Here is a 25,952-nt window from a genome sequence, read left to right as displayed (position 1 = left end):
TCATATGCACTTACTGTAACTAGCTACTGCTTAGCTTGCAGGTAGGTAATTAACTCTTTTTCTGGCATAGGCTTAGCGTACATAAAGCCTTGCACTTCATCACAGCCAAGCTGAGCTAAATAATCTGCTTGCGCTTGGGTTTCGACTCCTTCAGCAATGGTTTTTAAACCTAACCTTGCACCAAGAGAAATAATTAATGCGGCAATCGCCTGACAATCTTGACCCGGTAAGTCTTTAATGAAGGCACGATCAATTTTGAGTCTGTCTAATGGCAGTTTTTGCAAGTAACTTAATGATGAGAAGCCGGTACCAAAGTCATCAATCGCAATCTCGATACCAAACTCTTTAAGTTCTTTTAAAGTTGTGATCACATTCGTGAGCTCATCCATAACCACGCTTTCGGTTACTTCAAGTTCAATATACTGCGGTTCTACATCGTATTTAATAAGCGTGTCTTTCACTTGCTGAGCATAGCCTTTAACTTTAAATTGTGGCACAGACACGTTTACTGCAATGCTAATTGCAAAACCCATCGCTTCTAGGCGTTTTTGCTGCATACATGCTTGCTCTAGCACCCATTGACCAATTTCAACAATTAAACCAGCATCTTCGGCCATAGGAACGAAAATCGCCGGCGATATATACTGACCATTTCCTGAGGGCCAACGCAGCAGCGCTTCACAGCCTATGATTTCGAGGGTATTTAAATCAAGTTGCGGTTGAAACCACACTTCTAATTTACGTTGCTCAAAATCTTGGCGAAGCTGCCTGATGATCCCCAAACGCCATGCCATCTGCTCTTCCATATCTGGGGTATATGTCACCACCATTTCAGAAGATTGTTTTTTAGCTTGGTTTAACGCAATGTAACCGAGTTTTAAGGTCTCGATCCCGGCTTGTTGGAAATCACCTTGGTAACATAAACCAATTTTAAAGTTGATTGGTAAAATGTGTTCACCAGCATTGAACGGCAAACTTAAATGCTCACGTAGTAACTCAACGTCACATTCGTGTACAGGTAACAACAACCCGAATACGTCGGCACCAATGCGCGAAAGCAGCTCTGCATTTGGGTACTCTTGTTGCAGCCTATCAACAATGGCATTAAGTAATAAGTTACCAATTTCTTGGCCTAAGCCATTGTTAATATCTGAGAATTGCGCAACATCAATTAGTAAAAATACAAAGTCGCTTTTACCCGGCTGATAGTAACGCTCTACTTTGTTCATAAAGTCATTACGATTTGATAAACCAGTTAAAATATCTTTATATGCAGCATCACGCAAACGGTTGAACAACCTAACATTATCAAGACCAACACTCACATTAGTTAAAAAGATTTCTGCAAATTGTAGTTGCGTAGGACTTGGCGTGTGCTCTGTTTCTATGTAAATCGCTGCTTGGCGATTTTTGCTTTTTAATAAATAGGTACTGTCTACATCAGTATGCTGATGATCGCCTTGGGCTAGGCAATTATTCACTTGCATGATGATACGACCATCATCAAGTTGCTCAATCCCTTGGCCTATAAACTCATTGTATTCAGCGCAGCCGCCTAATACATAAACTTGGTTGTCATCTTCGATTGAGCCACACAGTAACCCCTGCGGTTCGCAATCTAAAATAATTGAGAGCTGTTTAATAACCGCCATCGAAAAAGCTTTAATATCGGTAAAGCCGAGGATGGCTTTTGATGCATACAAAATATTATTTAAAGCACGGCTTTGAAATTCGAGCTGACAGACTTGCTCATAAGAGCGAATAGCAGTAACCAGTGCGGTAATAAGCTTACTACGTGTTAGTTCTGTTTTTGTTTTGTAGTCGTTGATATCGTATTCACGGATCACTTTTTCTTCAGGTGCATAACCGGGTTGTCCGGTACGTAAAATGATGCGCACATTGTGATTATTGAGGCACTCTCTAACCTGCTTAACAACTTGCAAGCCAGCATCATCAGACTCCATAACCACATCAAGTAGAATTACCGAAATCGAGTGGTCATTTTTAAGTAATTCGAGCGCTTCTGCGCCAGAGTAGGCATGGTGGAATCGCAGCCCTTTATCCCAGAATTCAACACCTGAAAGAGCAAGCTTAGTCACTGAATGTATTTCTGGATCATCATCGACAATTAATACGTCCCAAAAATCAGAGACAGTTTCATCCACTAACTGTTCGTCATCTTGGTCACTAAACAAAAAGTCGTTACTCTCTGATGCCATTAATAATTCCTTAGAGTGATCCCCGTAATACTGTAACGATGGTTCCACTCCATTTTACAGCGACGCTCAAAATTCTATCACTTATTTGACTATGATACATTAGTGATAGCTTATATAGTATCAAACAGATTATAGTCTATGTTACGTATAATGTTATGAAAGTTATAAAACAATTGCCTGAGGTGTGATTATTAAAATACTCATTTTTACCCTAAAAGCGATTTTTTTCAGTACGCTAATTGCGCTTGTGATAGGGCTGATGCTTTCACCACAGTATACCGTTCACAAATCAATTAAAGTGAATGCTAGTCGTGCAGAAATTGCGAGCCTTGTTGGTGACTTTAGCCAATGGCCAAAATGGCAACCTTGGCAAGCAGTTGATCCAAGTATTAAATTTACCATTGCAGAGCCTAGCCAAGGTGTGGGTGCGCATCAATTTTGGCAAAGTCGTTTTGGCGAAGGCGAGATGACCATCACGCAACTCGACAACACTCAGCTTTCGTTTAATATTCTATTTAACCAAGAACACATTGCTCAGGGCACAATCCGCTTTACAGGTGCGGGTAATGAGGTAACTATCGAGTGTTCGTTACAAGGAGAGGTAAACACCCCTATCATTGGTGGCTACCTTGCTTTATTAAGCCAATATATTCTCAATAACACGGTGACGTTGGCACTCAATAACATTAAAACCCATGCGCAGTTAGCAACAACAAACAAGGCCATTGTGAGCGATGACAGTGAAAGCGGCTCAAGCGAGAGTTAATCTTGCCAATATCATAGAAAACCAACTCGGCTACCCTATTCATAAAGCCTCATCGATCAGGATTAACCATGCTGGCGATGACAGCTATTCACCACAAGGTCAGCAGCAGCTTGCCTATCAAATTAAAGCGCAAGCGACTCTTTTAGAGCGTGCGCACACTCGTCAAGAAATTCAATTTATAAAACGCCAAGAAAATATCGAAACCATTATGGCGATGGCCATGGCTTTTTGCCCGGATGTTACAGGACAACAACAACCGGATTTTGATTGGATAGAGCGTTTTATTAGTTTGTGCGAAGACACAGCAAACTCTTCTATGCAAAAGCTATGGGCAAAAATACTCGCAGGTGAAACCGTGTCACCGGGTACCTTTTCAATTAAAAGCTTGCAAACACTTAAGCACATGACTCAGCGCGAAGCAGATGCCCTTCAGCGTTGTACATCACTGTGTGGCTTTAATGAAAAAGATAACAGCCACCTAATTTTACTCGGCTTTTACAAGAAACCATCGCTATTTGATTTGCTTAGAAAAGGTAACAAGGTGTCATTTAACCTAGGGAAAACCCCAGTGAGCTTTCCTGACATTCTTACCCTGATGGATATTAACTTGCTGTATCGAAAAGAAATCGAATCAGCAGTTTTAAAAGCAGGCCAAGAGCTGGTACTGAGCTTTATGAATCAACGCTTGGTTTTAAAAGCAAAAAGCAATGACTTAGTACTCAGTTATTATAAATTTACTCAAACGGGTGACGAGTTAAGAAAGCTAATCGCATCGCCCATAAATAAAGCTTATAAACAGATACTTTCAACATCATTAGAAGATGAATTTGAAGTTAGCTGGCAAACTCTAAAATAAAGCTGCCAGCTAAATATAAATCGAAAGACTCGATTAGAAGTGGATTTGAATACCCGCAAATGGGCCTGACGCATCTAAATCTGTGTAGATGTCATCAATATCATCAAGCTCTAAGGTCATTGAGCGGTAGCCCGCTTTAATGTCCATATCAATTGCTAAGTTATCAAGTAAAGCGTATGCGATACCTGCTTGGTAATCTTGAATTTTGCTATCATCGATAGCCAGTAAACTACCTTCAAAGAATACGCTTAAACCAGTAAATGGTAAGCCAACTTCAGCACGGCCATACACTAACGGTACAAAACCAGAAAAATCAACGCGCTCAGTGGTATTTTGGCCACCGTCTTGCGATGTACCAGTTACAACAATTTCACCATCAAATTGTTTAGCATTCACACCTAAATCAATAGAAACCAAATCATTATCAAAGATTTCGTAATATAGGATGTAGTCGATGTGTGATAAATCACTTACTGTGCCTACTTGTGTACCTACCACATAATCTGAACCGCCAAAGCTAAACGTTTCATCAAGTGTAGTGTCACCATTTAACTCAAGCTCAGTGTATTTTAGTTTAAGGTTTGGTACTAACGGCACTGGGTGCTCAAGTGCTGCGTAGTAGCTCGTAAACGTTTCATCATCAAATTTAAAGCTTTGTAGATTTCCGTCTTGAGCAAAACTACCGCTGTTATCTGATTGCCAGCCATCAACACCTAGGTATAAGCCTAATAATGTATCAGCTTGCGCTGTTGGAGCTAAACAGGCCATTGAAAGGGCAGCTGCTAAACAGTACTTTTTCATCATTTTATCCTTGCGCTAAAAGTTCGCTAAGTTCAATTAGAGCCGCATTGGCTCGAGAAATATAATTCGCCATGACCAATGAGTGGTTAGCTACAAAGCCAAAACCACTGCCATTTAAGATCATTGGGCTCCACACCGTTTCTTGCGTGGCCTCTAATTCACGAATAATTTGTTGCAGACTAACACGGGCGTTTTTCTTTTCTAAGACATCGGCAAAATCATATTCAACCGCTTGTAGAAAGTGCAGTAATGCCCACGTTGCACCACGCGATTCATAAAACACATCGTCAATTTGCCACCAAGATGTTTTCACTTGGTTTTGCAAAGGTGCATAAGTTGCTTGATGAGCCGCAGTATCACCTGCTAAATCAGTGTTTAAACGATCTTGACCAACACTTGCGCTTAAACGCTGGCTTAAACTACCAAGGCGTTTTTCTGCTTCTTTTAACCAGCCACGTAAGTTATCTGCGCGGGCATAAAATTGGCTATCACGATCGTTCTGATCAGCAATTTGAGTACGGTATACGATAAGTAAATCAATACCCTTTTGATACTCAGTTTCAGCGCTTGGCCACGCCCATGCTACCGAGCTAATATTAAATTGCGGCTGGGCTTTTTTAAGTGCTTCGTGCTCAGTTGATTGAGACTGTGAACGGCTGAAATCTTTACGCATCGACAACACCAAATCACGGGTCATCTCAAGCGCGCCATATTCCCATGCCGGCATGTTATCCATCATCACACTTGGTGGCATCATATCGTTAGATAAATAGCCGCCAGGTTTATTTAATAATGTACTTGCTACATTGATTAACGTCGTTGTTGTTGTGTAGCCGGTGACAAATTTTTCGCCGCGCATTTGCGCTTCTTGTTTTGCCTTGCCAACAACATCCATACGAGCTGGTTCACTACTCCAGTAAACAGCAATCGCGTAAAAAACAATTAGTATAATAAGTAATGCACTGGCTATTTTTCCTTTATGCTCAGACATGATACCTCCTAGTGATGTGAGTGCTCTTTACTTTTTTGTGATGCCTGTTCAGACATCTCTTGCAAAGACACAACCTTGGCTTGAGTAAAAACTCGATTGCCATCATTAAAATATAGCGTGAGTTTTCGTTCTTGCCCTGCTTTTAGTTGATCTTCAGGTTCAAACACCATCAAGTGATAACCACCGGGTTTAAACTCAACACTGCTATGACCATCAATCTTTAATGATAAAACCTGTTCCATTTTCATCATGCCATCTACATGAGTGTGCTGATGAATTTCAACGCGTCCTAAACCATCAAGCTCAGCTTTAGTTAATACTGTTGCCTGCTCACTCGGGTTGGTAATAGTTAAATAAGCCACGCTGGCTTTACTGGCTGGTAAAAACTCACGTACCTGCGCGTTGCTTACAGTGACTTCGGCAACATCGCTATGGTCATGACCACTATGGGCAGATGAAAAAGTACTAAAGAATAAACTTGCGGTAAGAAAAGAGAATGCGGGCCACAGTTTCATTATGTTTTAATCCTTGTTAAGACATTAACTTACCCGCTAAATTTAGCATATTTTATGTATTAAGGCAGTTTATTAGTACCTTAAGCTGGCGATTTTTTGTTATCAGCAATCAACCAACACAATGCTGCGATTAGTAATAGTGGCCATGCAATCATTATTGAGCCGAATAAAAACGCAAGCACAACACCAATCAGAGCAACAACACCTGCGCCAAGCAGCCCAATAGTGAATAGCGCAACACCCGCCACAACAGCAATCACAGCTACTATTGCTCCGATGACTTCAAGTCCAGCCCAACTCATATCAGCAATTGATAAAGGTAACTGCCATGAGTCGAACGAGACAAAAGAAACCGCATCAGTACACAGTAAAAGCATTGCCAAGACGATGATAGCTAACGTTTTCATAATCGACTCCTAGTAACCTTTCACTGGTAAAGTGCAATGAGCCACTAAATAACCCACGCCAATTAACAGTGGCATTTGAATAAGCAATATGATCATGACTAAACGTGTTGACCATACAGGGAAGCCCAAGCGCGCAGCCAATCCGCTACACACACCCGATATCTTTTTGTTACTTAGATCTCGGTACCAACGTGTTGATGTATGATAAGTATTCATCATTTACCTCCTAAGCCGACTGCTTCATCGTTGCTTTTAAATCAGCAAGCTCTTTATCGATTGCATCATTTTTCTCAAGAGCCGCAATTTGTGCTGCTGTTGAATTTGCTGCATCACTTTGCGTAAGCTCGTACGCTTCAACTTGTGATTCAATGTTTTCAACGCGCTGCTCTAAGTAGTCAAAACGCGCTAATGCATCTGCAACTTTGCTGCTATGTAGCTGCTCTTTTACTTTTAAACGTGCTGTAACAACGCGCTCTTTTTGCAAATAAGTCAGCTGTTTAGCTTTTGCATCAGCAAGCTTATTTTGTAAACGCTGACAATCTTCAGTCAATTTTGCGAGTGACTCTGCCACTTTATCCATTTCAGCTTGTTGCGCTTCGATTTCTGTCGTTATGCGCTGCTTTTCAATCAGTACAGCTTTAGCAAGATCATCACGATCTTTACTGAGTGCTTTTTCTGCTTTCGCTTGCCAGTCAGCTACTTTTGCTTGTTTGGCTGCAATTTCGCGCTTCATTTGCTTTTCTTGCGTTAAAAATGTCGCAGCGGTTGCACGGCATTCAGTCAGTGCATCCTGCATTTCTTGCACGAGTAGATTAAGTAACTTTTCAGGATCTTCAGCTTTGTCTAGTGCTGCAGAAAGGTTTGCCTGAATAATGTCATTTACGCGATTTAATACACCCATGTGACTCTCCTGTTGATTATTGGGTTAATACATCTAGGAGATTCCAATTCTTGTGCCAACTAACAAATAAAATAAATTTATTAATTAAATACAATAAGTTGAATGAATAGAATTAAAATTTTGACTGACTAATGGCTGAATGAGAAATAACTAATTTGACTAAAAAATTAACTTTTTCACCAAATTTTAGGATCAAAAAAAGCCACAAAATGTGGCTTTTTAATAGAGTAAATGATTAGGCTTCTGGGACAAAACTTAAAGCTTTATCCATAACAGCTAAGTCAGCCGTTTTACCATGACCTTTTTCTGAAAGATGGCGTCTAAAACCACGCGCGCCAGGTTGGCCTTGGAAAATCCCCAACATATGGCGAGCAATATGCCAAAAGTTAGCGCCTTTACTCATTTCATCTTCAATATAGTCATACATAGAGCGCACAACCTGATGGCGACTCAGCGTAAAGGCGTCATCACAATAAATGTTTTCGTCGACCTCAGACAAAATAAACGGATTACTATACGCCTCACGACCAATCATAATGCCATCAACATAATCAAGGTGAGCCACGCTATCAGCAATTGTTTTCACGCCACCATTTAAGCTTAGGTGCAGTTGCGGATAATCTTTTTTCAACTGGTAAACGCGCGGGTAATCAAGTGGTGGGATCTCACGATTTTCTTTCGGGCTTAAACCATTCAACCACGCTTTACGCGCATGAATAATAAAGTCATCACAACCAACATCGTGACTCGCTTCAATTAAAGCACATAAAAACTCATACGAGTCTTGCTCATCAATACCAATGCGCGTTTTAACTGTAACAGGAATAGTCACTTCGGCCTTCATTGCAGCAACGCAGTCAGCAACCAGCTTAGGTTCTGCCATTAAACAAGCACCAAAGCGGCCATTTTGTACGCGATCAGACGGACAGCCGACATTTAAATTTACTTCATGATAGCCGCGCTCTGCTGCTAATTTTGCACACTTAGCTAACGCTTCAGGATCTGAGCCACCAAGTTGCAATGCCACAGGGCCTTCATGCTCATTAAAGTGTAGGTAATCGCCTTTACCAAATAAAATAGCGCCGGTTGTCACCATCTCAGTGTACAGCACAGCATGCTTAGTCATTTTGCGATGAAAGGTTCGACAGTGACGATCAGTCCAATCTAACATGGGTGCCACTGAAAAACGGCGGTTTAATGTCGTCGTGCTCATAACATGGCCCCTTTAAAGATCAATGCGTTTACTTGCAACTTAAATTACCTAATACGATTAACGCTAATCAATAGCGCTGACACATCAAAAGTTAGCTATGTGTCGGAATGAAAAATTGGGCTTATTATACCACCGAAGCACGCTCACGGCATGGCTTAATCGAAGATCAAATGATGAAAAGAGGTGAAGAAGTGTACTGCAAACTCACTTCTGTGATTGATACGTTAAAAGTGAAAATACTAAATTTTCACTTCATTCAATAAATTTTCTAGATTTTGTCCTGTGAGTTCAAAAATAATTATTTCTAATTCTTTGAAATCTTTATCTTTTAAGTTAACTAATTTAGCACCTACTGCAATGCGGGCAACTTCTTCTACGGGGTCAATTTCAACAATTTCGACCGATACATGGGTGTCGTGATCTTTGGATTGCACATAATATTCACTAAAGAATGTCGCGTCAGCTCTCACATTAGGGTTACTGTCAGACACTGATTGCAATAACGTGCCCTTTTTAAGATCGCTTTTACGAATTGAAAAACTGTATTCAGCAACATGGCCTCGACCAATAATTAATGTTACGGCACTCTCACCGTTAATTTTAAACTCATGATCTGTGACTTCAATCACGCGAAGTTTACCGGTATCTTCCGGTGGTGGCTCCGTACAAGCGCCCAAACTAAAAATCAGAAATACTGATATAACTACATTTTTGATTAGCATTCTTTGTTCCTTAAATTTTATATTGCCTTCTTTTAAGTTAGATAAAAGAAGGCAATAATTCAAAGTTTAAATCACTGAAAATGCACTTTAAATTAAACTAAGCATCAACACTCAAACCAAAGTAGTGAGCAATACCACCTAAGATATTGTTAACCGCGACTGACGATAAAATTAAACCCATCACCCGACTAATAATACTCGCGCCACTATCACCAATTAACTTATGAACATGTGTCGCCAGTAGCAATAACAGCAATACAATCACTAATACTGAGAGCATGATTGATGAAGTGATAAGTTGCTCATACCACGTGTATTCAGTATTTCGGGTCATCAAAACTGCTGCAAGCATGGCACCGGGGCTGGCAATAGAAGGAATTGCTAATGGAAAAATTGCGGTTTCGGTACTGTTACGAACACTTTTAATCTCAGTTTCTGGCTTACTTTCACCGAAAATCATCGATAAAGCGAAAAGTAATAATACGATCCCCCCGGCAATTTGAAACGCAGAAAGCGGAATATTGATCGCGTTTAAAAGTACTTCACCCGCAAGCACAAAAAATAATAAAACTAATGCCGAAACGCCAACCGCTTTTAGCGCGACTTTACGTTTGAATTTGGCATCATCTCCGCGTGTAACGGCAATAAAGACAGGCACGGTACCGATAGGATCAATGACAGCGAAAAAGAAAATGAATGCAGCTAGCAATTCACTCATTAAGAAAACTCCCTTGAAAACGTGTTAGCGAATAAAAACACTGCAACTACAATACAGTATGTTAGTATATCACGGTAGCGTAAGGATAAGAGAAGATGAACATAGAATCACTCGTCAGTAAAGCAAAACAAGTATGCGATAATCGTGGTGCACGTTTCACACCTATCCGTGAAAAAGTATTCCGCCTGCTCGCTAGTGCGCAAGGTGGTGTAGGTGCTTATGACTTATTAGAACAACTCAAATTAACTGAGTCAGGCGCAAAACCAGCAACCATTTATCGCGCGCTCGATTTCTTATCGGAACTTGGCTTTATTCACAAAATTGAAAGCACCAACTCATTTATGTTGTGCCATCATTTTGATCACATTCACCCTGTACAATTATTAATTTGTGACAGCTGTGGTTATGTAAAAGAATTACATTCAACAGTAATTTCTCATGAACTTAATAACTTAGCTGCAGAAAGTGGATTTATTGTCTCTGGACAAACAATTGAAGCGCACGGCAAGTGCGAAAAATGCAAAGATTAAGTGCGGTGTTTGAAACAACCACTACACTTAAAGTATGATTAACGGCATTTCTGCAAACCTAAGGGAAAGAAAATAATGAATGTGGAGTTCATCAACCCTTTTTTATCATCATTATTAAATGTATTGAGCACGATGGCTCAAACAGAATTAAAACCGGGCAAACCTAGCTTAAAGAAAGACGAATTAGCCCGTGGCGATGTATCGGGTTTAATTGGTATGGTTGGCCCACAAACTAAAGGTTCACTTTCAATCTCATTCGATGAAAGCCTAGCACTGACTATTATGGAAAGAATGCTCGGTGAGCGTCCAGACTCAGTCAATGAAGAAGTCACTGACATGGTAGGCGAAATTACCAATATGGTAACAGGTGGTGCTAAAAACTTACTCGGCGAAAAAGGCTACGAGTTTGATATGGCAACGCCAGTTGTGGTGTCTGGTAAAGGACATACAATTGCCCATAAATGTGAAGGTGCCAAGGTGTTAATTCCATTCACGTCTGCTGATGGTAACGCCAATATTGAAGTTAGCTTTGATAAACTATGAGCTGGCAGCAAAAAACCATTCAATTAAAGCCTCGCTCGCGAGGCTTTCACATCATTGATGACGAGCTACTTCGTCAACTTCCAGAAATAACGCAATACAAAGTCGGTTTATTACACCTGTTCATTCAGCATACGTCTGCAAGTTTAACAATTAACGAAAATGCAGATCCCACTGTGCGAATGGATATGGAAAGTCACTTCAATCACTTCGTACCAGAACGACAAAGTTATTATCGTCATGATTATGAAGGTGATGACGACATGCCAGCCCACATAAAAAGCAGTACATTAGGTGCTGAACTCACCATACCTATTAACCAAGGCCGCTTAATGCTTGGCACATGGCAAGGCATCTATTTAGGTGAACACCGTGATCATGGTGGCGCTAGACGCATTGTCGCGACGATTCAAGGTCAGATCTAAAACTAACTTTAAGCTGTAAGCAAAACTTGGCTTTAACTAAATTATTTAAGAAAGTGTTTTTGGGATTTTTTAGAGATTGGAGCGGCACACGAGGCTCGAACTCGTGACCTCAACCTTGGCAAGGTTGCGCTCTACCAACTGAGCTAGTGCCGCACAATAAGTTACTAGTTTTAAGTTACAAGCTTCAAGTTAGTTACTTTCCCCTTGAAACTTATATCAATTTCTTTTGGTGAGAAATTGGAGCGGCACACGAGGCTCGAACTCGTGACCTCAACCTTGGCAAGGTTGCGCTCTACCAACTGAGCTAGTGCCGCATAAATAAGTTGTAAGCTGCAAGTTTCTAGTTTCAAGCTAATGCTTTCAACTTTTCCCTTGAAACTTAAGCCAATTTCTTTTGGTGAGAAATTGGAGCGGCACACGAGGCTCGAACTCGTGACCTCAACCTTGGCAAGGTTGCGCTCTACCAACTGAGCTAGTGCCGCATCAAATAGTTTCTAGTTACAAGATTCAAGTTACAAGTTTGAATAGCTTGGAGCTTTCAACTTTCCCCTTGAAACTTATATCAATTTCTTTTGGTGAAGAAATTGGAGCGGCACACGAGGCTCGAACTCGTGACCTCAACCTTGGCAAGGTTGCGCTCTACCAACTGAGCTAGTGCCGCATTCAAAAGTAGTCAGTAATTTGTCCGTTGGTGCACAACCTTGAAGGTTGCGGTAAAACGTTCTGGCAACTGAGCTAGTGCCGCAAATTTAAACTATAAAAGTTTAGCTAAAGACACACTAACCCCGCGGGGGTTAACGTCTTAAGCGGGGCAGGATTCTACAATAATCCGATGTGTTTGCAAATGTTTTTTACAAATTAAAGAATTTTTCTTGGTAAACCTTTAATTCCATGATCGAATCTTTGATATCGTCGAGGGCTAGATGCGAACCTTTTTTGTTCACTTGTGCTAACACGTCAGGTTTCCAGCGACGCGCAAGTTCTTTAACTGTGCTTACATCAAGGTTACGGTAGTGGAAGTAGTTTTCCAATTCAGGCATGTACTTATTCATAAAACGGCGGTCTTGGCCGATAGAATTACCACACATAGGCGATGTACCCGCTGGCACCCATTGCTTTAAAAATGCCAATGTTTGATCAATAGCATCTTGTTCAGTGAAAGTGCTTGCTTTACAGCGAGCTGTTAAACCAGATTGACCGTGCTGAGTTGTACACCACTCGTCCATGCCATCAAGCAATTCATCACTTTGATGAATAGCAATAACAGGGCCTTCAGCCAAGATGTTTAAATCACTGTCGGTGACAACAGTGGCAATTTCGAGTATTTTATCTGTTGCTGGTTCGAGGCCAGTCATTTCCAGGTCGAGCCAGATAAGATTTGATTTATGAAAAGACATAGTTACCTTAGCGGTGCTTTCCTTTAGATCCAACGCATTTAGATATATCATATTAGTATCATCAGTCGACCTAAAGCTTTTTTTTCAAAAAGCCCGACATTTACTCAAGTTATAGGCCAAAAGTGGCAAAACAAAAGAAATTAAGTAAAGGCCAATCGCGTCGAATTAAGGCCAATCATCAAAAACGCCTCTCTAATGCAGACAAAAAGCAAGAGAAAGGGGCAACTGTGCAATGGCAAAATGACAATTTAGGCCCTGCCGAAAATGCGGTTGTGATCAGTCGATTTGGCCAACACGCCGATATCGAAACCGAATCAGGCGAAGTACTACGATGTAATATACGCAGAACCGTATCGAGCCTTGTGTGTGGTGATGAAGTTATTTTTCGCCGAGCAAAAGTTAGCGAGGGCGACTTAGCTGGCGTTATTGAAGCAACCCATGAACGTCGCTCACAATTAACGCGCCCTGATTTTTATGACGGGGTAAAAGTCGTCGCTGCCAATATTGACCAAATTTTAATGGTTTCTGCGGTATTGCCTGAGTTTACACCAAACATTATCGACCGCTATTTAGTTGCCTGTGAAGACATGGGTATTGAGCCTATTTTAGTGCTTAACAAAATAGATTTAATTGACGATGAAGGCCTTGCTTTTATTGATGAAATTCTCGATATCTATCGTGAGCTAGGTTATCAAGTACTGTTAGTCAGTAATAAAACCGGTCAAGGCATTGATGAGCTTAAACAAAAACTGGTTGGTAAAAACAGCATTTTTGTTGGTCAAAGTGGTGTGGGTAAATCAACCTTAGTAAACACTGTACTGCCAGATGCAGACATCCTAACCCAAGAAGTCTCTGAGAATAGCGGCCTTGGTCAACACACAACAACCGTATCGCGATTACACCATTTACCAAGTGGTGGTAACCTAATCGACTCACCGGGAATTCGTGAGTTTGGCTTATGGCATTTAGAGGTTGAGCGCGTTACTTGGTGCTTTAAAGAGTTCCGTGATTTTATTGGTGGCTGTCGTTTTCGCGATTGTAAGCATTTAAACGATCCTGGCTGTATAATTCGCCAAGCTGTTGATGATGGTGAAATTTCAGAACTTCGCTTTGACAGTTACCACCGAATTTTAGAAACTATGGCCGACGGCCGTGCTGGTGCACGCGCTCCTCGCGTATAACTATTTAGGAAATAACAAGTGAGTTTAGATAAATTCAAAATTGCTATGCAATATGCCATGCCAAAACATTTCATTTCGCGCATGGTTGGCAAGTTAGCAGCAGCAAAAGCGGGTGGCTTAACAACGGCCTTAATTAAATTGTTTATCAAACAATACAAAATTGATATGAGTGAGGCTAAATACCCAGATCCAGCTCATTACAAAACTTTTAATGAGTTTTTCACTCGCCCATTAAAAGAAGGTATTCGTCCACTTGCTGAAGAAAGCGACATTATTGCTCACCCAGTTGATGGTGCAATTAGCCAATTAGGCGATGTAGTAGACGGTCAAATCATCCAAGCAAAAGGCCATGACTACAGCTTACAAGCACTCCTTGGTGGCAAAGAAGAAGACACTGCACCGTTTTTAGGCGGTAAGTTTGCAACGATTTATTTAGCGCCTAAAGATTATCACCGTATTCACATGCCTGTTGATGGCACGCTGAGCAAAATGATCTACGTACCGGGTGATTTATTTTCGGTAAACCCGTTAACAGCGCAAAATGTACCTAACCTATTTGCTCGTAACGAGCGTGTTGTAGCTATCTTTGAAACTGAAATTGGCCCGCTAGCCATGGTACTTGTTGGTGCAACAATTGTTGCTAGCATCGAGACTATTTGGGCAGGCACAGTAACGCCACCAGCAGGTAAAGATGTATTTAGTTGGAATTACCCAACTGAAGGTGACAATGCGATTACTCTGAAGAAGGGTGAAGAAATGGGTCGCTTTAAATTAGGCTCTACCGTTATTTTAGCCTGGGGTGCAAATCAAGCTGAGTTCTTGTCAGATCAACACCCAGAAACAGTGACCCGCATGGGCACACCATTTGCGAAAATTAACGACTAATAAGTTCAATTAAGCAAACCACTTGAGCAAAAGTGGTTTGCTTAAAATTCACTATAAATCGCGCCTACACCCCACGATTACACTCTGAGCACTCACTATCTTTTTGAATATTAAATCGCTGCTGCTGTAGTGTTAGCCCGTCAAATTGAATAAACTCGCTGCCCGTTTTATGGCCAAGCAATATATTGATAGCCAATAAACTTTGCATGCTCCCCATAACCCCCAGTAACGGGCTCAATACCCCAGCATTGTCACAATTAAGCGCTGTCTGCTCCTCCGTTTGCGGGAATATACAGCCATAGCAAGGGCTTTGTTCATCACGAAAATCAAAACTCATCACCTGCCCCTGCGTTGCAATAGCGGCAGCTGATACAAGTGGGATAGATTTAGCTAAACAATAGCGATTAACCAAATAGCGGGTAGCAAAGTTATCACTGCAATCGAGGATGATGTCAGCACCTTCAAGTAGCTCAGCACAGTTACTTTCATCAAGCTTTTGGCATAGAGGCTTAACCGTAATTTGATTATTTAAACTGCCTAACACCTTGGCAGCCGCCTGTGTTTTTGCCTGCCCCATGTGGTTTACTTTATAGAGTATTTGTCGCTGTAGATTTGAAAGCTCAACTTTATCGTCGTCAATCAAAGTGAGCGTCCCGATTCCTGCAGCCGCTAAATAAAACAATGCCGGTGAGCCAAGCCCACCCGCTCCGACAACCACAATATGTGCAGTTTTTAACTTTTGCTGCCCTGCATGCCCCACCTCTTTGAGTAGCAAGTGGCGGCTATAACGAATTTGCTCTTTGTCGCTTAACGCGCTCATATTATGACTGACCTTCGACCAGCTGTTTTAACTTGGCAATGGCTGCTTGGTAGTTTTCGGCTTCAGTAATCGCACGTACTACTGCAACACTGCCAACACCCGTGCTCGCAACTTGCTCAGCACGAGATATGTCAATTCCACCAATCGCGACCGTTGGATAATCGGCCATCAACGGCACAAATTTTTCGAGCTTTTCTAAGCCCTGAATTTGCCCAGTCATGTCTTTAGTGGTGGTTGGATAAATAGCACCAAACGCCATATAACTTGGTCTGTAATTATGTGCACGTAGCATTTCATAAAAGCCATGGGTCGACACACCTAAGCGTAACCCAGCCTCTTTTATGGCAATTAAATTAGCAGTTTGTAAGTCTTCTTGCCCTAAATGCACACCATAAGCTCCGTGCTTGATCGCCAATTGCCAATAATCATTGATATATACCTGCGCATCATACTTCTGCCCCAGCATAACCGCACTTGCAATCGACTCTTCAAGTGCTGCATCGTCTGCATTTTTCATTCTTAATTGAACGGTTTTAACTCCTTCGGCTAAACACTTCTCTAACCAATCAACCGTATCCACAACGGCATATAAACCTAGCTGTTTAGAGTCGCACTCGGCAAAACCTGCTGCCATGGTAAAATCAACCGGGCAATCAAAGTCGAGCTCATCACCCAGCCAACTTCCCGCTTCGATGACTTGTGGGTAATCTGCTAAATTTGTTGGAAAGCAAGTATGCGCAACGGGGCCAATCCCTTCACCATAACGAACGGCTGCTTTTAATCCTTGGTTGATATAGGCTTTCGCTAAAATAAAGGCATCTTTGAGTGGATACTGTTTGGCTAAACACGCAGCAATCACAGAGGCCATACTGCATCCAGTACCATGACAATGCGGAGTTTGAATTTTTTCGTTACCAAGCCAATATTCCTGCTCACCTTGCACGCAGTAATCAATGCAGTAGCCACTTGGGTAATCCCAATGACCTCCTTTGATGATCACCGCTTTTGCACCATAGCCTGTTAACTTCTCGGCGGCTTCTTTCACTGCGCTTGGGCCAATCAGGTAAACACCAGTTAATAACTGCGTTTCGTGGGTGTTCGGTGTTACAACATCGACTAATGGCAATAAACACTCTTTGATAGCACTAACAGTATCTTCTTCTGTTAATAAATCACCACTGGAGGCAATGGCAACCGGATCATAAACAACCAAAGGCGGCTCTGCCCAAGTTGCTTTGTAATGTTTTAAATGCTCACTAATAAGCTGTATTTGCTGCACATTGGCAAGCATGCCAATTTTAATCACGCTGGCAGGCATATCACTGGCTAAGGCTAATAGTTGCGACTCAATCATTTCTGTTGATATCGGGTTCAGCGCTTCTACACCTAAACTATTTTGTGCCGTTAAAGCAGTAATAACCGTACAGCCATGTACATTAAAACTTTGCATTGCCTTGATGTCGGCTTGAATTCCTGCACCGCCGCCCGAATCTGAGCCAGCTATGGTCCATACAACCTGATTCATGTTATTCCTCACATTTTATTCTTGATGCCAAAATGGCATTCCGAGCGTCGGCGTTGACGGGCTTGCGACGTCTTTTTCTGGCATCGCTTTAGCCACATAGCTATATCGCCCCGCCTCTACAGCACTCTTAAACGCTTTACTCATCGTCACTGGGCAACCTGCACCCGCAATTGCCGAATTTAATAATACGGCATCATACCCTAATTCAAGCGCTTGGCAGGCATGAGATGGTAAACCTAAGCCCGCATCAACAATTAACGTATGGTTTGGCAAGCGCTCACGGATCATTTTTAAGTTGTAAGGATTCAGCAAGCCTTTACCCGTGCCAATCGGTGCGCCCCAAGGCATTAGTACTTCGCAGCCTAAATCAGCGAGGTGCTGACACAGCACTAAATCATCTGTGCAATAAGGTAAAACTTTAAAGCCATCGGCCAATAAAATTTTAGTGGCTTCGAGCAGTGCGAATGGATCTGGCTGTAAATTATATTCATCACCAATCAACTCTAACTTGATCCAATCAGTGGCAAACACTTCGCGACACATTTGTGCCAACGTCACCGCTTCTTTCACGCTATGACAACCCGCCGTATTTGGCAGCACCTTTAGCCCGGTGTTTTTTATCAATTGCCAAAAATCATCACCCGCAGAAGCGCTTTGCTGACGTCTCAATGAAACAGTGACAATTTCAGCCTGTGAGGCCACTATCGACTGAGTCATAACACTTGGCGAAGGGTACAGTGCTGAGCCAATCAGTAAACGACTCGTAAATTGCTCACCATAAACCGAAAAACTATCCATCTTAGCCTCCTTGAATTGGCGACAATAGCTCAATGCTGTCGCCTTCGTTGAGGGGTTTAGCATCGCATTGGCTGCGAGGTACAAAGTCACCATTAACGGCAACGGCAAATGGAGGTCTTGCACCAAACTGGCTCAACGCCTGAGTAAGCGATATATTTTCGTTCACTGTAACTGACTGACCATTAATTAAAATATTCATTTTTATCCTTAAGCAATTAAGCTCACTGCATCATCAACCACCTGAGGCGCAAGTAGATAGCCATGACGATACAAGCCATTAATACTGATCACTCGACCTTGTTTTGTGACTTTCGGGCGGTTGTCTGCAAACGCTGGACGAAGCCCCGATTGCAAGCTCTCGATACGCCCTTCAGCAAAGCCGCTATGCACCGTATAAGCAGCAGACAATAACTCCAGCGCCGAGCGCACGGTGACTTTACCGCGGTCTTGCGATTCGATTTCAGTCGCACCAATCACAAATTGATGGTTTGGCTTAGGAGCAATATAAATTGGATAACGCGGATGCATCAGTCGTATCGGTCTGGTTAGGTTCACCTCTGGTGCATATAAACGCGCCACCTCCCCTCTTACTCCACGCAGTAAGGGTTCAGCCTGTTTTGCACCTAAACCGCGACAATCAAATACATAATCAAAGCTTTGGCCATTCACTTGATGAGCGTTCAATTCAACTTTACAGCCAAAGTTAAATTGCACTCCTTGCAAGGTAAGCTTTTTAAAACTAGCGCTATAAAATGCTTGGTTATCGAGTTGCCCTTCACAAGGTAAATACACACCTTGGTGGAACCGCCCAGCAAGTTCTGGCTCAAGGTTTGCGATTTGAGTGCCCACCAATGTCTGTGCCTGGTAGCTTTCAAGCGGTTTCAAGCGGCTCACAAAACTTTGCAAATCGCCCTTATCTTGCTGATGAGCAACCACTAAGCTGCCTGTTTGTTGAAAATACACAGCGTCATCGAGCTCACTTAGAATTTGCTGCCAACGCGTGATGCTATTAAGCCCTTGTAGGGCTAAATCCTGTTCACACAGGACTGATTCTGCAAGGGGGGCTAACATCGCTGCAGCAACGCTGCCGGCACTGTTGCTAGCATGTTCATCATCTTGCTCAAACACACTTAACTGATGCTCTTTAGCAAGTGCCAATGCAGTTAAACGGCCAGTTAAACCAAAACCCAGTATCGCTATCTTTAAAGACATAAACTTTCTAGGCGCTAGGCTCTAGGCCCTAGGTATAAACCCAGAGCCCATCGCTGATGCCTAGCTCCATCAATTAAACTGCTTTATGGTAAATCTCAGAGCCTGTTTTTTTGAACTCGTCTGATTTCGCTTTCATTTCGGCTTCAACATCAACCATTTTGATTTCGATAGCATCGCCTACGTTATTTGGATCGATACCTCTTGCTTCAAGATCTTTGGCGTAATCACGTACTTCTTGAGTGATCTTCATCGAGCAGAACTTAGGGCCACACATAGAGCAGAAATGTGCAATCTTGCCAGATTCTTGTGGCAGTGTTTCGTCGTGATATTCGCGGGCGCGTTCTGGGTCTAAACCTAGGTTAAATTGGTCGTGCCAACGGAACTCAAAGCGTGCTTTTGATAATGCGTTGTCACGCTCTTGCGCACCTGGGTGGCCTTTTGCTAAATCGGCAGCATGGGCAGCAATTTTGTAAGTGATTAAACCTTCTTTAACGTCTTCTTTGTTTGGTAAGCCTAAATGCTCTTTAGGGGTTACATAACAAAGCATAGCGCAGCCGTACCAAGCAATTTGCGCAGCGCCAATACCTGATGTGAAATGATCGTACCCCGGTGCAATATCCGTGGTTAATGGACCAAGCGTGTAAAACGGTGCTTCTTCACAGTGTTTAAGCTGCTCTTCCATGTTCTCTTTGATCATATGCATTGGCACATGGCCAGGGCCTTCAATGAACACTTGCACATCATGTTTCCAAGCAAGTTTTGTCAGCTCACCTAAAGTACGTAATTCGCTGAACTGGGCTTCGTCATTAGCATCGGCAATAGAGCCCGGACGCAAGCCATCACCTAATGAGAAACACACATCATACTGTTTTAAAATTTCACAGATTTCTTCAAAGTGCGTGTATAAGAAGTTTTCTTTATGGTGCGCTAAACACCATTTCGCCATGATAGAGCCACCACGCGAAACAATACCGGTAACACGCTTTGCCGTCATCGGCACGTAACGCAGTAATACCCCAGCGTGAATAGTAAAGTAATCAACACCTTGCTCTGCTTGTTCAATCAAGGTATCGCGGAAAATCTCCCACGTTAGGTCTTCAGCCACACCATTTACTTTTTCAAGCGCTTGGTAAATTGGTACGGTACCAATTGGCACTGGCGAATTACGTACCACCCATTCACGGGTTTCGTGAATATAGCGACCCGTTGATAAGTCCATTACCGTGTCGGCGCCCCAACGAGTCGACCACACCATTTTTTCTACTTCTTCTTCGATTGATGATGTGACCGACGAATTACCAATATTCGCGTTCACCTTAACTAAGAAGTTTCGGCCGATGATCATCGGCTCAGTTTCTGGATGGTTGATGTTGTTAGGAAGCACGGCGCGGCCACGGGCAATTTCATCACGCACAAATTCAGGGGTAATAAAATCAGGAATACTAGCGCCAAACGATTCGCCTTTGTGCTGGGCTGCTAGTAACTCTTCACGAATTTTAGCGCGTCCCATGTTTTCACGAATTGCCACATATTCCATTTCAGGCGTCACAATGCCTTGTCGCGCATAATGCATTTGCGTGACGTTTTTACCCGCTTTTGCACGGCGGATCTTTGGTAAATGTTCAAAGCGGATATGATCTAACCCTTCATCTGCCATTCGCTGTTGAGAAAATTGTGAAGTCACCGAGTCTAAAATTTCAGTATCGCCACGGCTTTCAATCCACTTTTCACGGTATTTTTCAAGACCCTTGCGCACATCAAGTTGAAAATCTGGGTCAGTGTATGGGCCCGAGGTATCGTAAACACGAATTGGCGCGTTAGGCTCAAATACTGGGTTTTCTTCTGTACCACCGATGAAGGTATCGCTGAGGGTGATTTCACGCATCCCTACTCGTACATTGTCTTGTGTACCTTCTACATAAACTTTATGAGAATTAGGAAACGGTTGCCCCGTTAAGTTATAAATATAATCTGATGCAGCCGCACGGACTTCGCGGCGAGATGGTTTAGTTGTTGTGTTTGACATGACTTACCTCATTGCTTTAAGGGTTGTCTTGTCAGATATTGCAAATGCAATAGAGAGTGGCAAACGCCATTGGATCGTCAATAAGCTAAGTGCTTACTAGTGCAGCCTGTACCGCTTATGCCCCAAAAATTTGGCGCACAAGCGCCCAGTGAGGCAGCTTGTTCCCTACGCAGGTGTTAGCCTGATCAGGTTCACGGATCCCGCTTTCGCGATCTCAGCCTTATTAAAGGCACTCCGACAAGTATAAATTCGTTTCTTTTAAAACGCCCTGAGTGTACGTCAGTTAAAAATTTGCTGCAAGCTCAGCTACTTTAGTTTTTTGCAATGAAGGTAAAGTGGTGCTCACCTTGCAAGGTCAGTTGCTCAGCAGTTAAAGTAATGGCCGCACCTTCTTTTAGCGTTGACAGTAATTGCTGCTCAAGCGCATCAACTTGCTCACCACAAGATTTACGCGTCATACCTAACTTATTTACTGTTAGCGTATCTTCGCTGAGCGCACCTTCACCAAAAAATTTATTACAGCCAGCAAAGCCGTTAACCTGCATCGCTTCGATAAAACGCAGCGAGGCTGTTTGGGATACAGGAATGGCTAAACCATTCACTTTTGATAGTTGCCACTGTGTATATTTTAATTGCTCACTAGTGACTGTCCCTGTCGATGAGCAGCCCATGCAAAATAATACTAAAAGGAGGGGCAAGGCTACTAACTTCATATTTTTTTACGATTCAAATTTCAATGTAGTAATAATAACAACATTTAACGCAATTGATCGTTAAAAAAACATGTTTTATCTGTAAAAAATTGTTCTAAGTTAGCTTATCAAGGAACAATGCAGACTATTTGAATAAGTTATCGACTTCTTCTGGTAAAAAAGGACGACCTTTTTCATTTACCGACGTGCCAATCACCAAAGCTTGCAGCATCACTTTATCGTCATGTTTGCGATACACTGTTTGCCTAAAAGCAAACTTTAAACGGCTGATACGCTCAGGCTCAACGGCAACGTAAAACTCATCGCCCGGCACAAGTGATGCCTTGTAATCCATTTCGCTTCGCAGCACGACCAGGTTTACTTTTTCTCTTGCTAGCTTTGCAAAGTCGATACCTTGAGCATGTAAAAACTCATGGCGAGCATGCTCTAGGTAATTAAAATAAACACTGTTATTAACAATGCCTTGTAAATCACACTCATAATCACGCACTTTAAAGTCTACTTTAAAGGTCATAGTCGTATTCCTAATCAATTTACGTATAATTGCCTGCGTTTATACCATAAAAATTGATTTTATAGCCATTTGGCTAGCTAGGTTGCTAGAATAGCAGTCCCGAAAATGGAGTTAAGAATCCGCATGAAACGACGTTTATCATTATTATCTGCTGCTATCCTGCCTTTATTCGCAGCATCTTCGATTGCTTACGCTGAAGACGGCGAGCTTGAAACGATTGAAGTTACCGGTGATTTCAAAAGAGAAAGCATTCAAACCCTTAGTGCCAGCGCAAGCTTATTTTCAGACCATGAAATCAATCAACGTGGTGCAAAATTTTTAGATGAGATGCTTGCTAGTGCAGCGAATGTTAACTTTACCTCAGGGGCATCTCGTGGTCGTTTCGTGCAAATTCGTGGTGTTGGTTTACGCTCACAGTTCGTTGACCCTATTAATCCTTCGGTTGGCTTAGTGATCGACGGCATTAACTACTCAGGTTTAGGCGGCAGTTCACTGTTATTTGACATCGACCAAGTTGAAATTTATCGCGGCCCACAAGGGACTCGCTTTGGCGCTGATGCCTTAGCAGGCATGATTCAAATGGAATCTGCTGCACCGACCCTTGACCCAAGTGTGAAAATACAATTAGGTGCGGGCAACTACAACAGCTACGAAGCTGGTGTTGCCGCAGGTACGGGTATTACTGACGACACGGCAGTACGCGCTAGCATTTATCAACGTGAGTCTGATGGTTATGTAGAAAACCGTTATTTAGGCGAAGATACCCAACAACAGGATGAGCTCGTTTCTCGCTTTAAATTACACAGTCAATTAACCGAGCATCTGCGTACTGAACTGAATGTACATTACATCGACATTAATAACGGCTATGACGCCTTCACATTAGATAACAGCCGCTACAGTGTTGCTGATGAACCAGGTCAAGACAACCAAGAAAGCATTGCGGTTGGCCTAGCAAATATTTATACCGGTTTTGACTTATTTGATGTCAGCTTAAACCTTTCTGGTATCGACAGCGAGCTGTTATACAGCTACGACGAAGACTGGGTGTGTAATGATGAAGCCCAACCTGAATTATGTGCCGCAGGCTTACATGATTGGGGCTATAGCTCAACAGATGCTTACTTTCGCGATCGTCAAGATCAGGCTGCAGAGCTGCAATTTAGCGGTAAATCAGGTGATTGGGTCGCTGGCATTTACTATCAAGGCCGCGAAGTTGATTTAGAGCGCCAATACACTTGGCTTGCACAGCCATTTACCTCAAATTATGAAACCAGCAATATTGCAGCGTATGGCCAACTAGCAACAGCTATTGGTCCAAAAACAACCTTAATTACGGGTCTGCGTGTTGAGCAGTATCAAGGCGACTACATCGACAATAACGGTTTTATTGAAGAAACGGATGATGTCATGGTGGGCGGTAAGCTTGCACTTGAATACCAAGTGATAGATCGCACTATGATCTACACCAGCATTACTCGTGGCTATAAGGCTGGCGGTATTAACTCTGAAGCTTTAGCAAAAGCTAAAGATGAGGGCTTAAATCTAGATGCTGATTTCTTCGCTAATCACACATCATTTGCCCCTGAATACCTTTGGAGCGGTGAGTTTGGTGTAAAAGGCAGCTCTTTGGATGATAAGTTTGTGTTACGTCTTGCCGCTTTCTACATGTACCGCGAAGATATGCAGCTAAAATCGTGGCAAGTTGAAGGCCAAAAATTCACAGGTTATATCGATAACGCCAGCTCTGGCGAAAACTATGGTTTAGAAGTTGAAGGCAGCTTCCAAGCTACTGACAATTTACTACTAACAGGTAGTGCAGGTTATCTACATACAGAAATCAATGACTTTGTTGCGCAATCAGGCCTAGATCAAGATGGTCGAGATCAAGCACAAGCTCCTAAATACCAATATGCATTCACTGCGCGTTATAACTTTACGCCAGCACTTTATGCATCAATTGGTGTAGAAGGCAAAGACGATTACTACTTCTCTGATAGCCATAACTCACAAGCACCAAGCACTAATTTAGTGAATGCTTCATTTGGTTATGAAAGTGATAATTGGAGCATTAATGCATGGGCACGTAACTTATTTGACGAAGACGTACCAACTCGTGGTTTTGAGTTTGGTAACGACCCATTAGACGGTTACACCACTCATACATACACACAACTTGGCGAACCTATGGTTGCCGGTGTGACATTTATTTACGAGCTATAAGCAATTGGGTGCTAGGTTTTCACCTAGCACCCAAACACCTAGAGCCTAGAGCCTAGAGCCAAATCAGTTAAGCCCTTTCAACATCAAAGGCAAGTACGTCTTTAATCTTTTGCTTATTCGTTGCCAGCATAATGAGTCGATCAATACCCAGTGCGACACCCGCACATTGTGGTAAACCATGTTCTAGTGCAGCTATTAAGCGCTCATCCATTGGCACTTGCTTTAATCCATTCGCTTCACGATATTGATTATCTTCACTAAAACGAGCTGCTTGCTCTTTACCATTGGTCAGTTCATTAAAGCCGTTTGCCAGTTCCATATTTTTAAAATATAACTCAAAGCGTCCTGCTACTCGCTCATCATGTTGGCAAATTTGGGCAAGAGCGGCTTGTGATGCAGGAAAATGATAAACAAAACAAGGCTTTTCTTGGCCAATCGTTGGTTCAACCTTCATACAAAATAATAGCTGCAACAAGGTATCGCGGTGCGTTTCATTCGCGGCAATATCGGCAAAGCCCTGCTCCGCTGCTAGTTGTTGTAATGTACCCACATCAGCAGTTAAAGGATCTACACCTAAGGCGTTAATGAAGGCTTGCTGATAAGTTAGTCGCTCTGCGCTATCTACGCCAAGCACTAATTGCATAAGCTCATCCATTTCATCCATAAGCGCAAACTCATCAAAGCCTGGGCGGTACCACTCAAGCATTGTAAATTCAGGATTATGATGACTACCCGCTTCTTCATTACGAAAGGCTTTGCACAGCTGGAAAATAGCCCCAGAGCCCGCTGCAAGTAAACGCTTCATGGCAAACTCAGGTGACGTTTGCAAATACAGTGGCAAGCCACCAGCATGACCTGGGCCAACAAACTCGGTACTAAAAGTCGCTAAATGCACATCGGTTACACTGGCAGCACTAAGACTCGGCGTTTCAACCTCCATTACATCCCGTGCATAAAAGAATTCGCGAATACGACGAATGATGGCGGCACGCTCTCGTAAAGTTTCAATATCGGCGCTTGGTTGCCAAAGGACATTAGACATAAAGTGTTTCCC

The 25,952-nt window shown here is 42.5% G+C and carries 28 protein-coding genes, 4 tRNA genes and 1 riboswitch; of the genes, 8 read left to right on the top strand and 24 right to left on the bottom strand.

The features are described from left to right. Nucleotides 1–23: 23 nt before the first annotated feature. Nucleotides 24–2,219, bottom strand: a complete 2,196-nt coding sequence (locus CWC28_RS05930) for a bifunctional diguanylate cyclase/phosphodiesterase (RefSeq protein WP_105174482.1) — start codon at nucleotides 2,217–2,219, stop codon at nucleotides 24–26. Nucleotides 2,220–2,478: 259 nt separating this feature from the next. Between CWC28_RS05930 and CWC28_RS05925 the strand changes: the two genes are divergently transcribed. Together CWC28_RS05925 and CWC28_RS05920 are read left to right on the top strand one after the other, a co-directional pair. Next, on the top strand, nucleotides 2,479–2,985 hold the full coding sequence (locus tag CWC28_RS05925; protein ID WP_082874024.1) for an SRPBCC family protein: 507 nt from the start codon (nucleotides 2,479–2,481) through the stop codon (nucleotides 2,983–2,985). Further along, entirely contained in the window at nucleotides 2,954–3,841 is an 888-nt protein-coding gene (locus CWC28_RS05920; RefSeq protein ID WP_063702731.1) for a TIGR03899 family protein, read from the top strand. The genes CWC28_RS05925 and CWC28_RS05920 overlap by 32 nt, the downstream gene beginning before the upstream one ends. Before the next feature lie 33 nt (nucleotides 3,842–3,874). Here the strand turns inward: CWC28_RS05920 and CWC28_RS05915 are convergent, their stop codons facing one another. The 9 genes from CWC28_RS05915 to CWC28_RS05875 all read right to left on the bottom strand — a co-directional run bounded on the left by CWC28_RS05915 (nucleotide 3,875) and on the right by CWC28_RS05875 (nucleotide 10,109). Further along, nucleotides 3,875–4,642, bottom strand: a complete 768-nt coding sequence (locus tag CWC28_RS05915; protein ID WP_063702733.1) for a TIGR04219 family outer membrane beta-barrel protein — start codon at nucleotides 4,640–4,642, stop codon at nucleotides 3,875–3,877. A 4-nt stretch (nucleotides 4,643–4,646) separates the two neighbouring features. Beyond that, complete coding sequence (locus CWC28_RS05910; RefSeq protein ID WP_063702735.1) at nucleotides 4,647–5,633, bottom strand: DUF2333 family protein; 987 nt, start codon at nucleotides 5,631–5,633, stop codon at nucleotides 4,647–4,649. Between the two features lie 8 nt (nucleotides 5,634–5,641). Beyond that, the gene (locus tag CWC28_RS05905; protein ID WP_063702737.1) at nucleotides 5,642–6,148 is read right to left on the bottom strand and encodes a copper chaperone PCu(A)C; all 507 of its coding nucleotides are present in this window, start codon (nucleotides 6,146–6,148) and stop codon (nucleotides 5,642–5,644) included. 80 nt (nucleotides 6,149–6,228) lie between these two features. Then, nucleotides 6,229–6,555, bottom strand: a complete 327-nt coding sequence (locus tag CWC28_RS05900) for a hypothetical protein (RefSeq protein WP_063702739.1) — start codon at nucleotides 6,553–6,555, stop codon at nucleotides 6,229–6,231. A gap of 9 nt (nucleotides 6,556–6,564) precedes the next feature. Further along, nucleotides 6,565–6,771: a PspC domain-containing protein gene (locus CWC28_RS05895; RefSeq protein WP_054554145.1), complete on the bottom strand. Its 207-nt coding sequence runs from the start codon at nucleotides 6,769–6,771 to the stop codon at nucleotides 6,565–6,567. A 10-nt stretch (nucleotides 6,772–6,781) separates the two neighbouring features. Next, nucleotides 6,782–7,456 (bottom strand): PspA/IM30 family protein, encoded by a 675-nt coding sequence (locus tag CWC28_RS05890; protein WP_138624868.1) that lies wholly within the window; start codon nucleotides 7,454–7,456, stop codon nucleotides 6,782–6,784. Nucleotides 7,457–7,691: 235 nt separating this feature from the next. Then, nucleotides 7,692–8,669 (bottom strand): tRNA dihydrouridine(20/20a) synthase DusA, encoded by a 978-nt coding sequence (dusA, locus tag CWC28_RS05885; RefSeq protein ID WP_138624867.1) that lies wholly within the window; start codon nucleotides 8,667–8,669, stop codon nucleotides 7,692–7,694. A 239-nt stretch (nucleotides 8,670–8,908) separates the two neighbouring features. After that, nucleotides 8,909–9,391, bottom strand: a complete 483-nt coding sequence (locus CWC28_RS05880) for a hypothetical protein (RefSeq protein WP_063702743.1) — start codon at nucleotides 9,389–9,391, stop codon at nucleotides 8,909–8,911. A 97-nt stretch (nucleotides 9,392–9,488) separates the two neighbouring features. Continuing rightward, nucleotides 9,489–10,109 (bottom strand): MarC family protein, encoded by a 621-nt coding sequence (locus CWC28_RS05875; protein WP_138624866.1) that lies wholly within the window; start codon nucleotides 10,107–10,109, stop codon nucleotides 9,489–9,491. A gap of 95 nt (nucleotides 10,110–10,204) precedes the next feature. On the opposite strand from CWC28_RS05875, the gene CWC28_RS05870 reads away from it, so the two are divergent. The 3 genes from CWC28_RS05870 (at nucleotide 10,205) to CWC28_RS05860 (ending at nucleotide 11,604) form a co-directional block, all read left to right on the top strand. Further along, nucleotides 10,205–10,639 (top strand): transcriptional repressor, encoded by a 435-nt coding sequence (locus CWC28_RS05870; RefSeq protein WP_063702748.1) that lies wholly within the window; start codon nucleotides 10,205–10,207, stop codon nucleotides 10,637–10,639. Nucleotides 10,640–10,714: 75 nt separating this feature from the next. Next, a complete protein-coding gene (locus tag CWC28_RS05865) occupies nucleotides 10,715–11,182 on the top strand; it encodes a chemotaxis protein CheX (protein WP_063702750.1) in 468 nt (155 codons plus the stop codon). Then, nucleotides 11,179–11,604 carry a secondary thiamine-phosphate synthase enzyme YjbQ gene (locus CWC28_RS05860; protein ID WP_063702752.1) on the top strand — a complete coding sequence of 142 codons (426 nt, stop codon included), beginning with the start codon at nucleotides 11,179–11,181 and terminating at the stop codon, nucleotides 11,602–11,604. Before CWC28_RS05865 ends, CWC28_RS05860 begins: the two co-directional genes overlap by 4 nt. A 77-nt stretch (nucleotides 11,605–11,681) precedes the next feature. Here CWC28_RS05860 and CWC28_RS05855 read toward each other — a convergent pair. From CWC28_RS05855 to orn, 5 genes are all read right to left on the bottom strand, one after another. Further along, nucleotides 11,682–11,757, bottom strand: a tRNA-Gly gene (locus CWC28_RS05855). Nucleotides 11,758–11,842: 85 nt separating this feature from the next. Then, a tRNA-Gly gene (locus CWC28_RS05850) sits at nucleotides 11,843–11,918 on the bottom strand. 92 nt (nucleotides 11,919–12,010) lie between these two features. Further along, nucleotides 12,011–12,086, bottom strand: a tRNA-Gly gene (locus CWC28_RS05845). A 103-nt stretch (nucleotides 12,087–12,189) separates the two neighbouring features. Then, a tRNA-Gly gene (locus CWC28_RS05840) sits at nucleotides 12,190–12,265 on the bottom strand. Between the two features lie 190 nt (nucleotides 12,266–12,455). Beyond that, the gene (orn, locus tag CWC28_RS05835; RefSeq protein ID WP_063702754.1) at nucleotides 12,456–13,001 is read right to left on the bottom strand and encodes an oligoribonuclease; all 546 of its coding nucleotides are present in this window, start codon (nucleotides 12,999–13,001) and stop codon (nucleotides 12,456–12,458) included. 122 nt (nucleotides 13,002–13,123) lie between these two features. Between orn and rsgA the strand changes: the two genes are divergently transcribed. Both rsgA and asd read left to right on the top strand, forming a co-directional pair. Further along, nucleotides 13,124–14,182, top strand: coding sequence for a small ribosomal subunit biogenesis GTPase RsgA (rsgA, locus tag CWC28_RS05830; RefSeq protein WP_063702756.1), 1,059 nt, complete (start codon nucleotides 13,124–13,126; stop codon nucleotides 14,180–14,182). A gap of 18 nt (nucleotides 14,183–14,200) precedes the next feature. Then, nucleotides 14,201–15,067 (top strand): archaetidylserine decarboxylase, encoded by an 867-nt coding sequence (asd, locus tag CWC28_RS05825; protein ID WP_171038291.1) that lies wholly within the window; start codon nucleotides 14,201–14,203, stop codon nucleotides 15,065–15,067. A 64-nt stretch (nucleotides 15,068–15,131) separates the two neighbouring features. Here asd and CWC28_RS05820 read toward each other — a convergent pair whose 3' ends face one another. The 8 genes from CWC28_RS05820 to CWC28_RS05785 all read right to left on the bottom strand — a co-directional run bounded on the left by CWC28_RS05820 (nucleotide 15,132) and on the right by CWC28_RS05785 (nucleotide 22,675). Further along, entirely contained in the window at nucleotides 15,132–15,887 is a 756-nt protein-coding gene (locus tag CWC28_RS05820; protein WP_063702758.1) for a HesA/MoeB/ThiF family protein, read from the bottom strand. A 1-nt stretch (nucleotide 15,888) separates the two neighbouring features. Continuing rightward, entirely contained in the window at nucleotides 15,889–17,412 is a 1,524-nt protein-coding gene (thiE, locus tag CWC28_RS05815) for a thiamine phosphate synthase (protein ID WP_138624865.1), read from the bottom strand. A 15-nt stretch (nucleotides 17,413–17,427) separates the two neighbouring features. Further along, nucleotides 17,428–18,210, bottom strand: a complete 783-nt coding sequence (locus CWC28_RS05810; protein ID WP_063702762.1) for a thiazole synthase — start codon at nucleotides 18,208–18,210, stop codon at nucleotides 17,428–17,430. Between the two features lies 1 nt (nucleotide 18,211). Next, nucleotides 18,212–18,409, bottom strand: a complete 198-nt coding sequence (gene thiS, locus CWC28_RS05805; RefSeq protein WP_105180111.1) for a sulfur carrier protein ThiS — start codon at nucleotides 18,407–18,409, stop codon at nucleotides 18,212–18,214. A gap of 8 nt (nucleotides 18,410–18,417) precedes the next feature. Continuing rightward, complete coding sequence (locus CWC28_RS05800; protein WP_105180110.1) at nucleotides 18,418–19,422, bottom strand: FAD-dependent oxidoreductase; 1,005 nt, start codon at nucleotides 19,420–19,422, stop codon at nucleotides 18,418–18,420. 73 nt (nucleotides 19,423–19,495) lie between these two features. Next, nucleotides 19,496–21,448: a phosphomethylpyrimidine synthase ThiC gene (gene thiC, locus CWC28_RS05795; protein ID WP_054561127.1), complete on the bottom strand. Its 1,953-nt coding sequence runs from the start codon at nucleotides 21,446–21,448 to the stop codon at nucleotides 19,496–19,498. A 145-nt stretch (nucleotides 21,449–21,593) separates the two neighbouring features. Next, nucleotides 21,594–21,695, bottom strand: a riboswitch (TPP riboswitch). A gap of 64 nt (nucleotides 21,696–21,759) precedes the next feature. Beyond that, entirely contained in the window at nucleotides 21,760–22,119 is a 360-nt protein-coding gene (locus CWC28_RS05790; RefSeq protein WP_283206515.1) for an META domain-containing protein, read from the bottom strand. A gap of 166 nt (nucleotides 22,120–22,285) precedes the next feature. Then, the gene (locus CWC28_RS05785; RefSeq protein WP_054561129.1) at nucleotides 22,286–22,675 is read right to left on the bottom strand and encodes an acyl-CoA thioesterase; all 390 of its coding nucleotides are present in this window, start codon (nucleotides 22,673–22,675) and stop codon (nucleotides 22,286–22,288) included. Between the two features lie 123 nt (nucleotides 22,676–22,798). Here CWC28_RS05785 and CWC28_RS05780 point away from each other — a divergent pair, with 123 nt between their 5' ends. Further along, the gene (locus CWC28_RS05780) at nucleotides 22,799–24,898 is read left to right on the top strand and encodes a TonB-dependent receptor (protein WP_138624864.1); all 2,100 of its coding nucleotides are present in this window, start codon (nucleotides 22,799–22,801) and stop codon (nucleotides 24,896–24,898) included. A gap of 67 nt (nucleotides 24,899–24,965) precedes the next feature. On the opposite strand, the gene epmA is transcribed toward CWC28_RS05780, so the two are convergent. Then, nucleotides 24,966–25,940 (bottom strand): elongation factor P--(R)-beta-lysine ligase, encoded by a 975-nt coding sequence (gene epmA / locus CWC28_RS05775; RefSeq protein ID WP_063702770.1) that lies wholly within the window; start codon nucleotides 25,938–25,940, stop codon nucleotides 24,966–24,968. Between the last annotated feature and the right edge of the window lie 12 nt (nucleotides 25,941–25,952).

Origin of the sequence: Pseudoalteromonas sp. S4492 (assembly GCF_005886115.1) — a bacterium.
GTDB lineage: Bacteria > Pseudomonadota > Gammaproteobacteria > Enterobacterales > Alteromonadaceae > Pseudoalteromonas > Pseudoalteromonas gelatinilytica.
The sequence above is the reverse complement of the archived record's forward strand: the minus strand, read 5'-3'. Positions and strand labels throughout refer to the sequence as shown.

What these genes read in the sequence shown, in the direction of transcription:
- CWC28_RS05890 (WP_138624868.1), bottom strand. Translation starts at nt 7,456, where the DNA reads ATGGGTGTATTAAATCGCGTAAATGACATTATTCAGGCAAACCTTTCT.
- CWC28_RS05790 (WP_283206515.1), bottom strand. Translation starts at nt 22,119, where the DNA reads ATGGGCTGCTCATCGACAGGGACAGTCACTAGTGAGCAATTAAAATAT.
- CWC28_RS05930 (WP_105174482.1), bottom strand. Translation starts at nt 2,219, where the DNA reads ATGGCATCAGAGAGTAACGACTTTTTGTTTAGTGACCAAGATGACGAA.
- CWC28_RS05820 (WP_063702758.1), bottom strand. Translation starts at nt 15,887, where the DNA reads ATGAGCGCGTTAAGCGACAAAGAGCAAATTCGTTATAGCCGCCACTTG.
- CWC28_RS05925 (WP_082874024.1), top strand. Translation starts at nt 2,479, where the DNA reads ATGCTTTCACCACAGTATACCGTTCACAAATCAATTAAAGTGAATGCT.
- CWC28_RS05900 (WP_063702739.1), bottom strand. Translation starts at nt 6,555, where the DNA reads ATGAAAACGTTAGCTATCATCGTCTTGGCAATGCTTTTACTGTGTACT.
- CWC28_RS05880 (WP_063702743.1), bottom strand. Translation starts at nt 9,391, where the DNA reads ATGCTAATCAAAAATGTAGTTATATCAGTATTTCTGATTTTTAGTTTG.
- CWC28_RS05875 (WP_138624866.1), bottom strand. Translation starts at nt 10,109, where the DNA reads ATGAGTGAATTGCTAGCTGCATTCATTTTCTTTTTCGCTGTCATTGAT.
- dusA (WP_138624867.1), bottom strand. Translation starts at nt 8,669, where the DNA reads ATGAGCACGACGACATTAAACCGCCGTTTTTCAGTGGCACCCATGTTA.
- epmA (WP_063702770.1), bottom strand. Translation starts at nt 25,940, where the DNA reads ATGTCTAATGTCCTTTGGCAACCAAGCGCCGATATTGAAACTTTACGA.
- CWC28_RS05895 (WP_054554145.1), bottom strand. Translation starts at nt 6,771, where the DNA reads ATGAATACTTATCATACATCAACACGTTGGTACCGAGATCTAAGTAAC.
- orn (WP_063702754.1), bottom strand. Translation starts at nt 13,001, where the DNA reads ATGTCTTTTCATAAATCAAATCTTATCTGGCTCGACCTGGAAATGACT.
- CWC28_RS05905 (WP_063702737.1), bottom strand. Translation starts at nt 6,148, where the DNA reads ATGAAACTGTGGCCCGCATTCTCTTTTCTTACCGCAAGTTTATTCTTT.
- CWC28_RS05920 (WP_063702731.1), top strand. Translation starts at nt 2,954, where the DNA reads ATGACAGTGAAAGCGGCTCAAGCGAGAGTTAATCTTGCCAATATCATA.
- CWC28_RS05800 (WP_105180110.1), bottom strand. Translation starts at nt 19,422, where the DNA reads ATGTCTTTAAAGATAGCGATACTGGGTTTTGGTTTAACTGGCCGTTTA.
- CWC28_RS05915 (WP_063702733.1), bottom strand. Translation starts at nt 4,642, where the DNA reads ATGAAAAAGTACTGTTTAGCAGCTGCCCTTTCAATGGCCTGTTTAGCT.
- thiC (WP_054561127.1), bottom strand. Translation starts at nt 21,448, where the DNA reads ATGTCAAACACAACAACTAAACCATCTCGCCGCGAAGTCCGTGCGGCT.
- CWC28_RS05785 (WP_054561129.1), bottom strand. Translation starts at nt 22,675, where the DNA reads ATGACCTTTAAAGTAGACTTTAAAGTGCGTGATTATGAGTGTGATTTA.
- thiS (WP_105180111.1), bottom strand. Translation starts at nt 18,409, where the DNA reads ATGAATATTTTAATTAATGGTCAGTCAGTTACAGTGAACGAAAATATA.
- thiE (WP_138624865.1), bottom strand. Translation starts at nt 17,412, where the DNA reads ATGAATCAGGTTGTATGGACCATAGCTGGCTCAGATTCGGGCGGCGGT.
- CWC28_RS05810 (WP_063702762.1), bottom strand. Translation starts at nt 18,210, where the DNA reads ATGGATAGTTTTTCGGTTTATGGTGAGCAATTTACGAGTCGTTTACTG.
- CWC28_RS05780 (WP_138624864.1), top strand. Translation starts at nt 22,799, where the DNA reads ATGAAACGACGTTTATCATTATTATCTGCTGCTATCCTGCCTTTATTC.
- CWC28_RS05870 (WP_063702748.1), top strand. Translation starts at nt 10,205, where the DNA reads ATGAACATAGAATCACTCGTCAGTAAAGCAAAACAAGTATGCGATAAT.
- CWC28_RS05860 (WP_063702752.1), top strand. Translation starts at nt 11,179, where the DNA reads ATGAGCTGGCAGCAAAAAACCATTCAATTAAAGCCTCGCTCGCGAGGC.
- CWC28_RS05865 (WP_063702750.1), top strand. Translation starts at nt 10,715, where the DNA reads ATGAATGTGGAGTTCATCAACCCTTTTTTATCATCATTATTAAATGTA.
- CWC28_RS05910 (WP_063702735.1), bottom strand. Translation starts at nt 5,633, where the DNA reads ATGTCTGAGCATAAAGGAAAAATAGCCAGTGCATTACTTATTATACTA.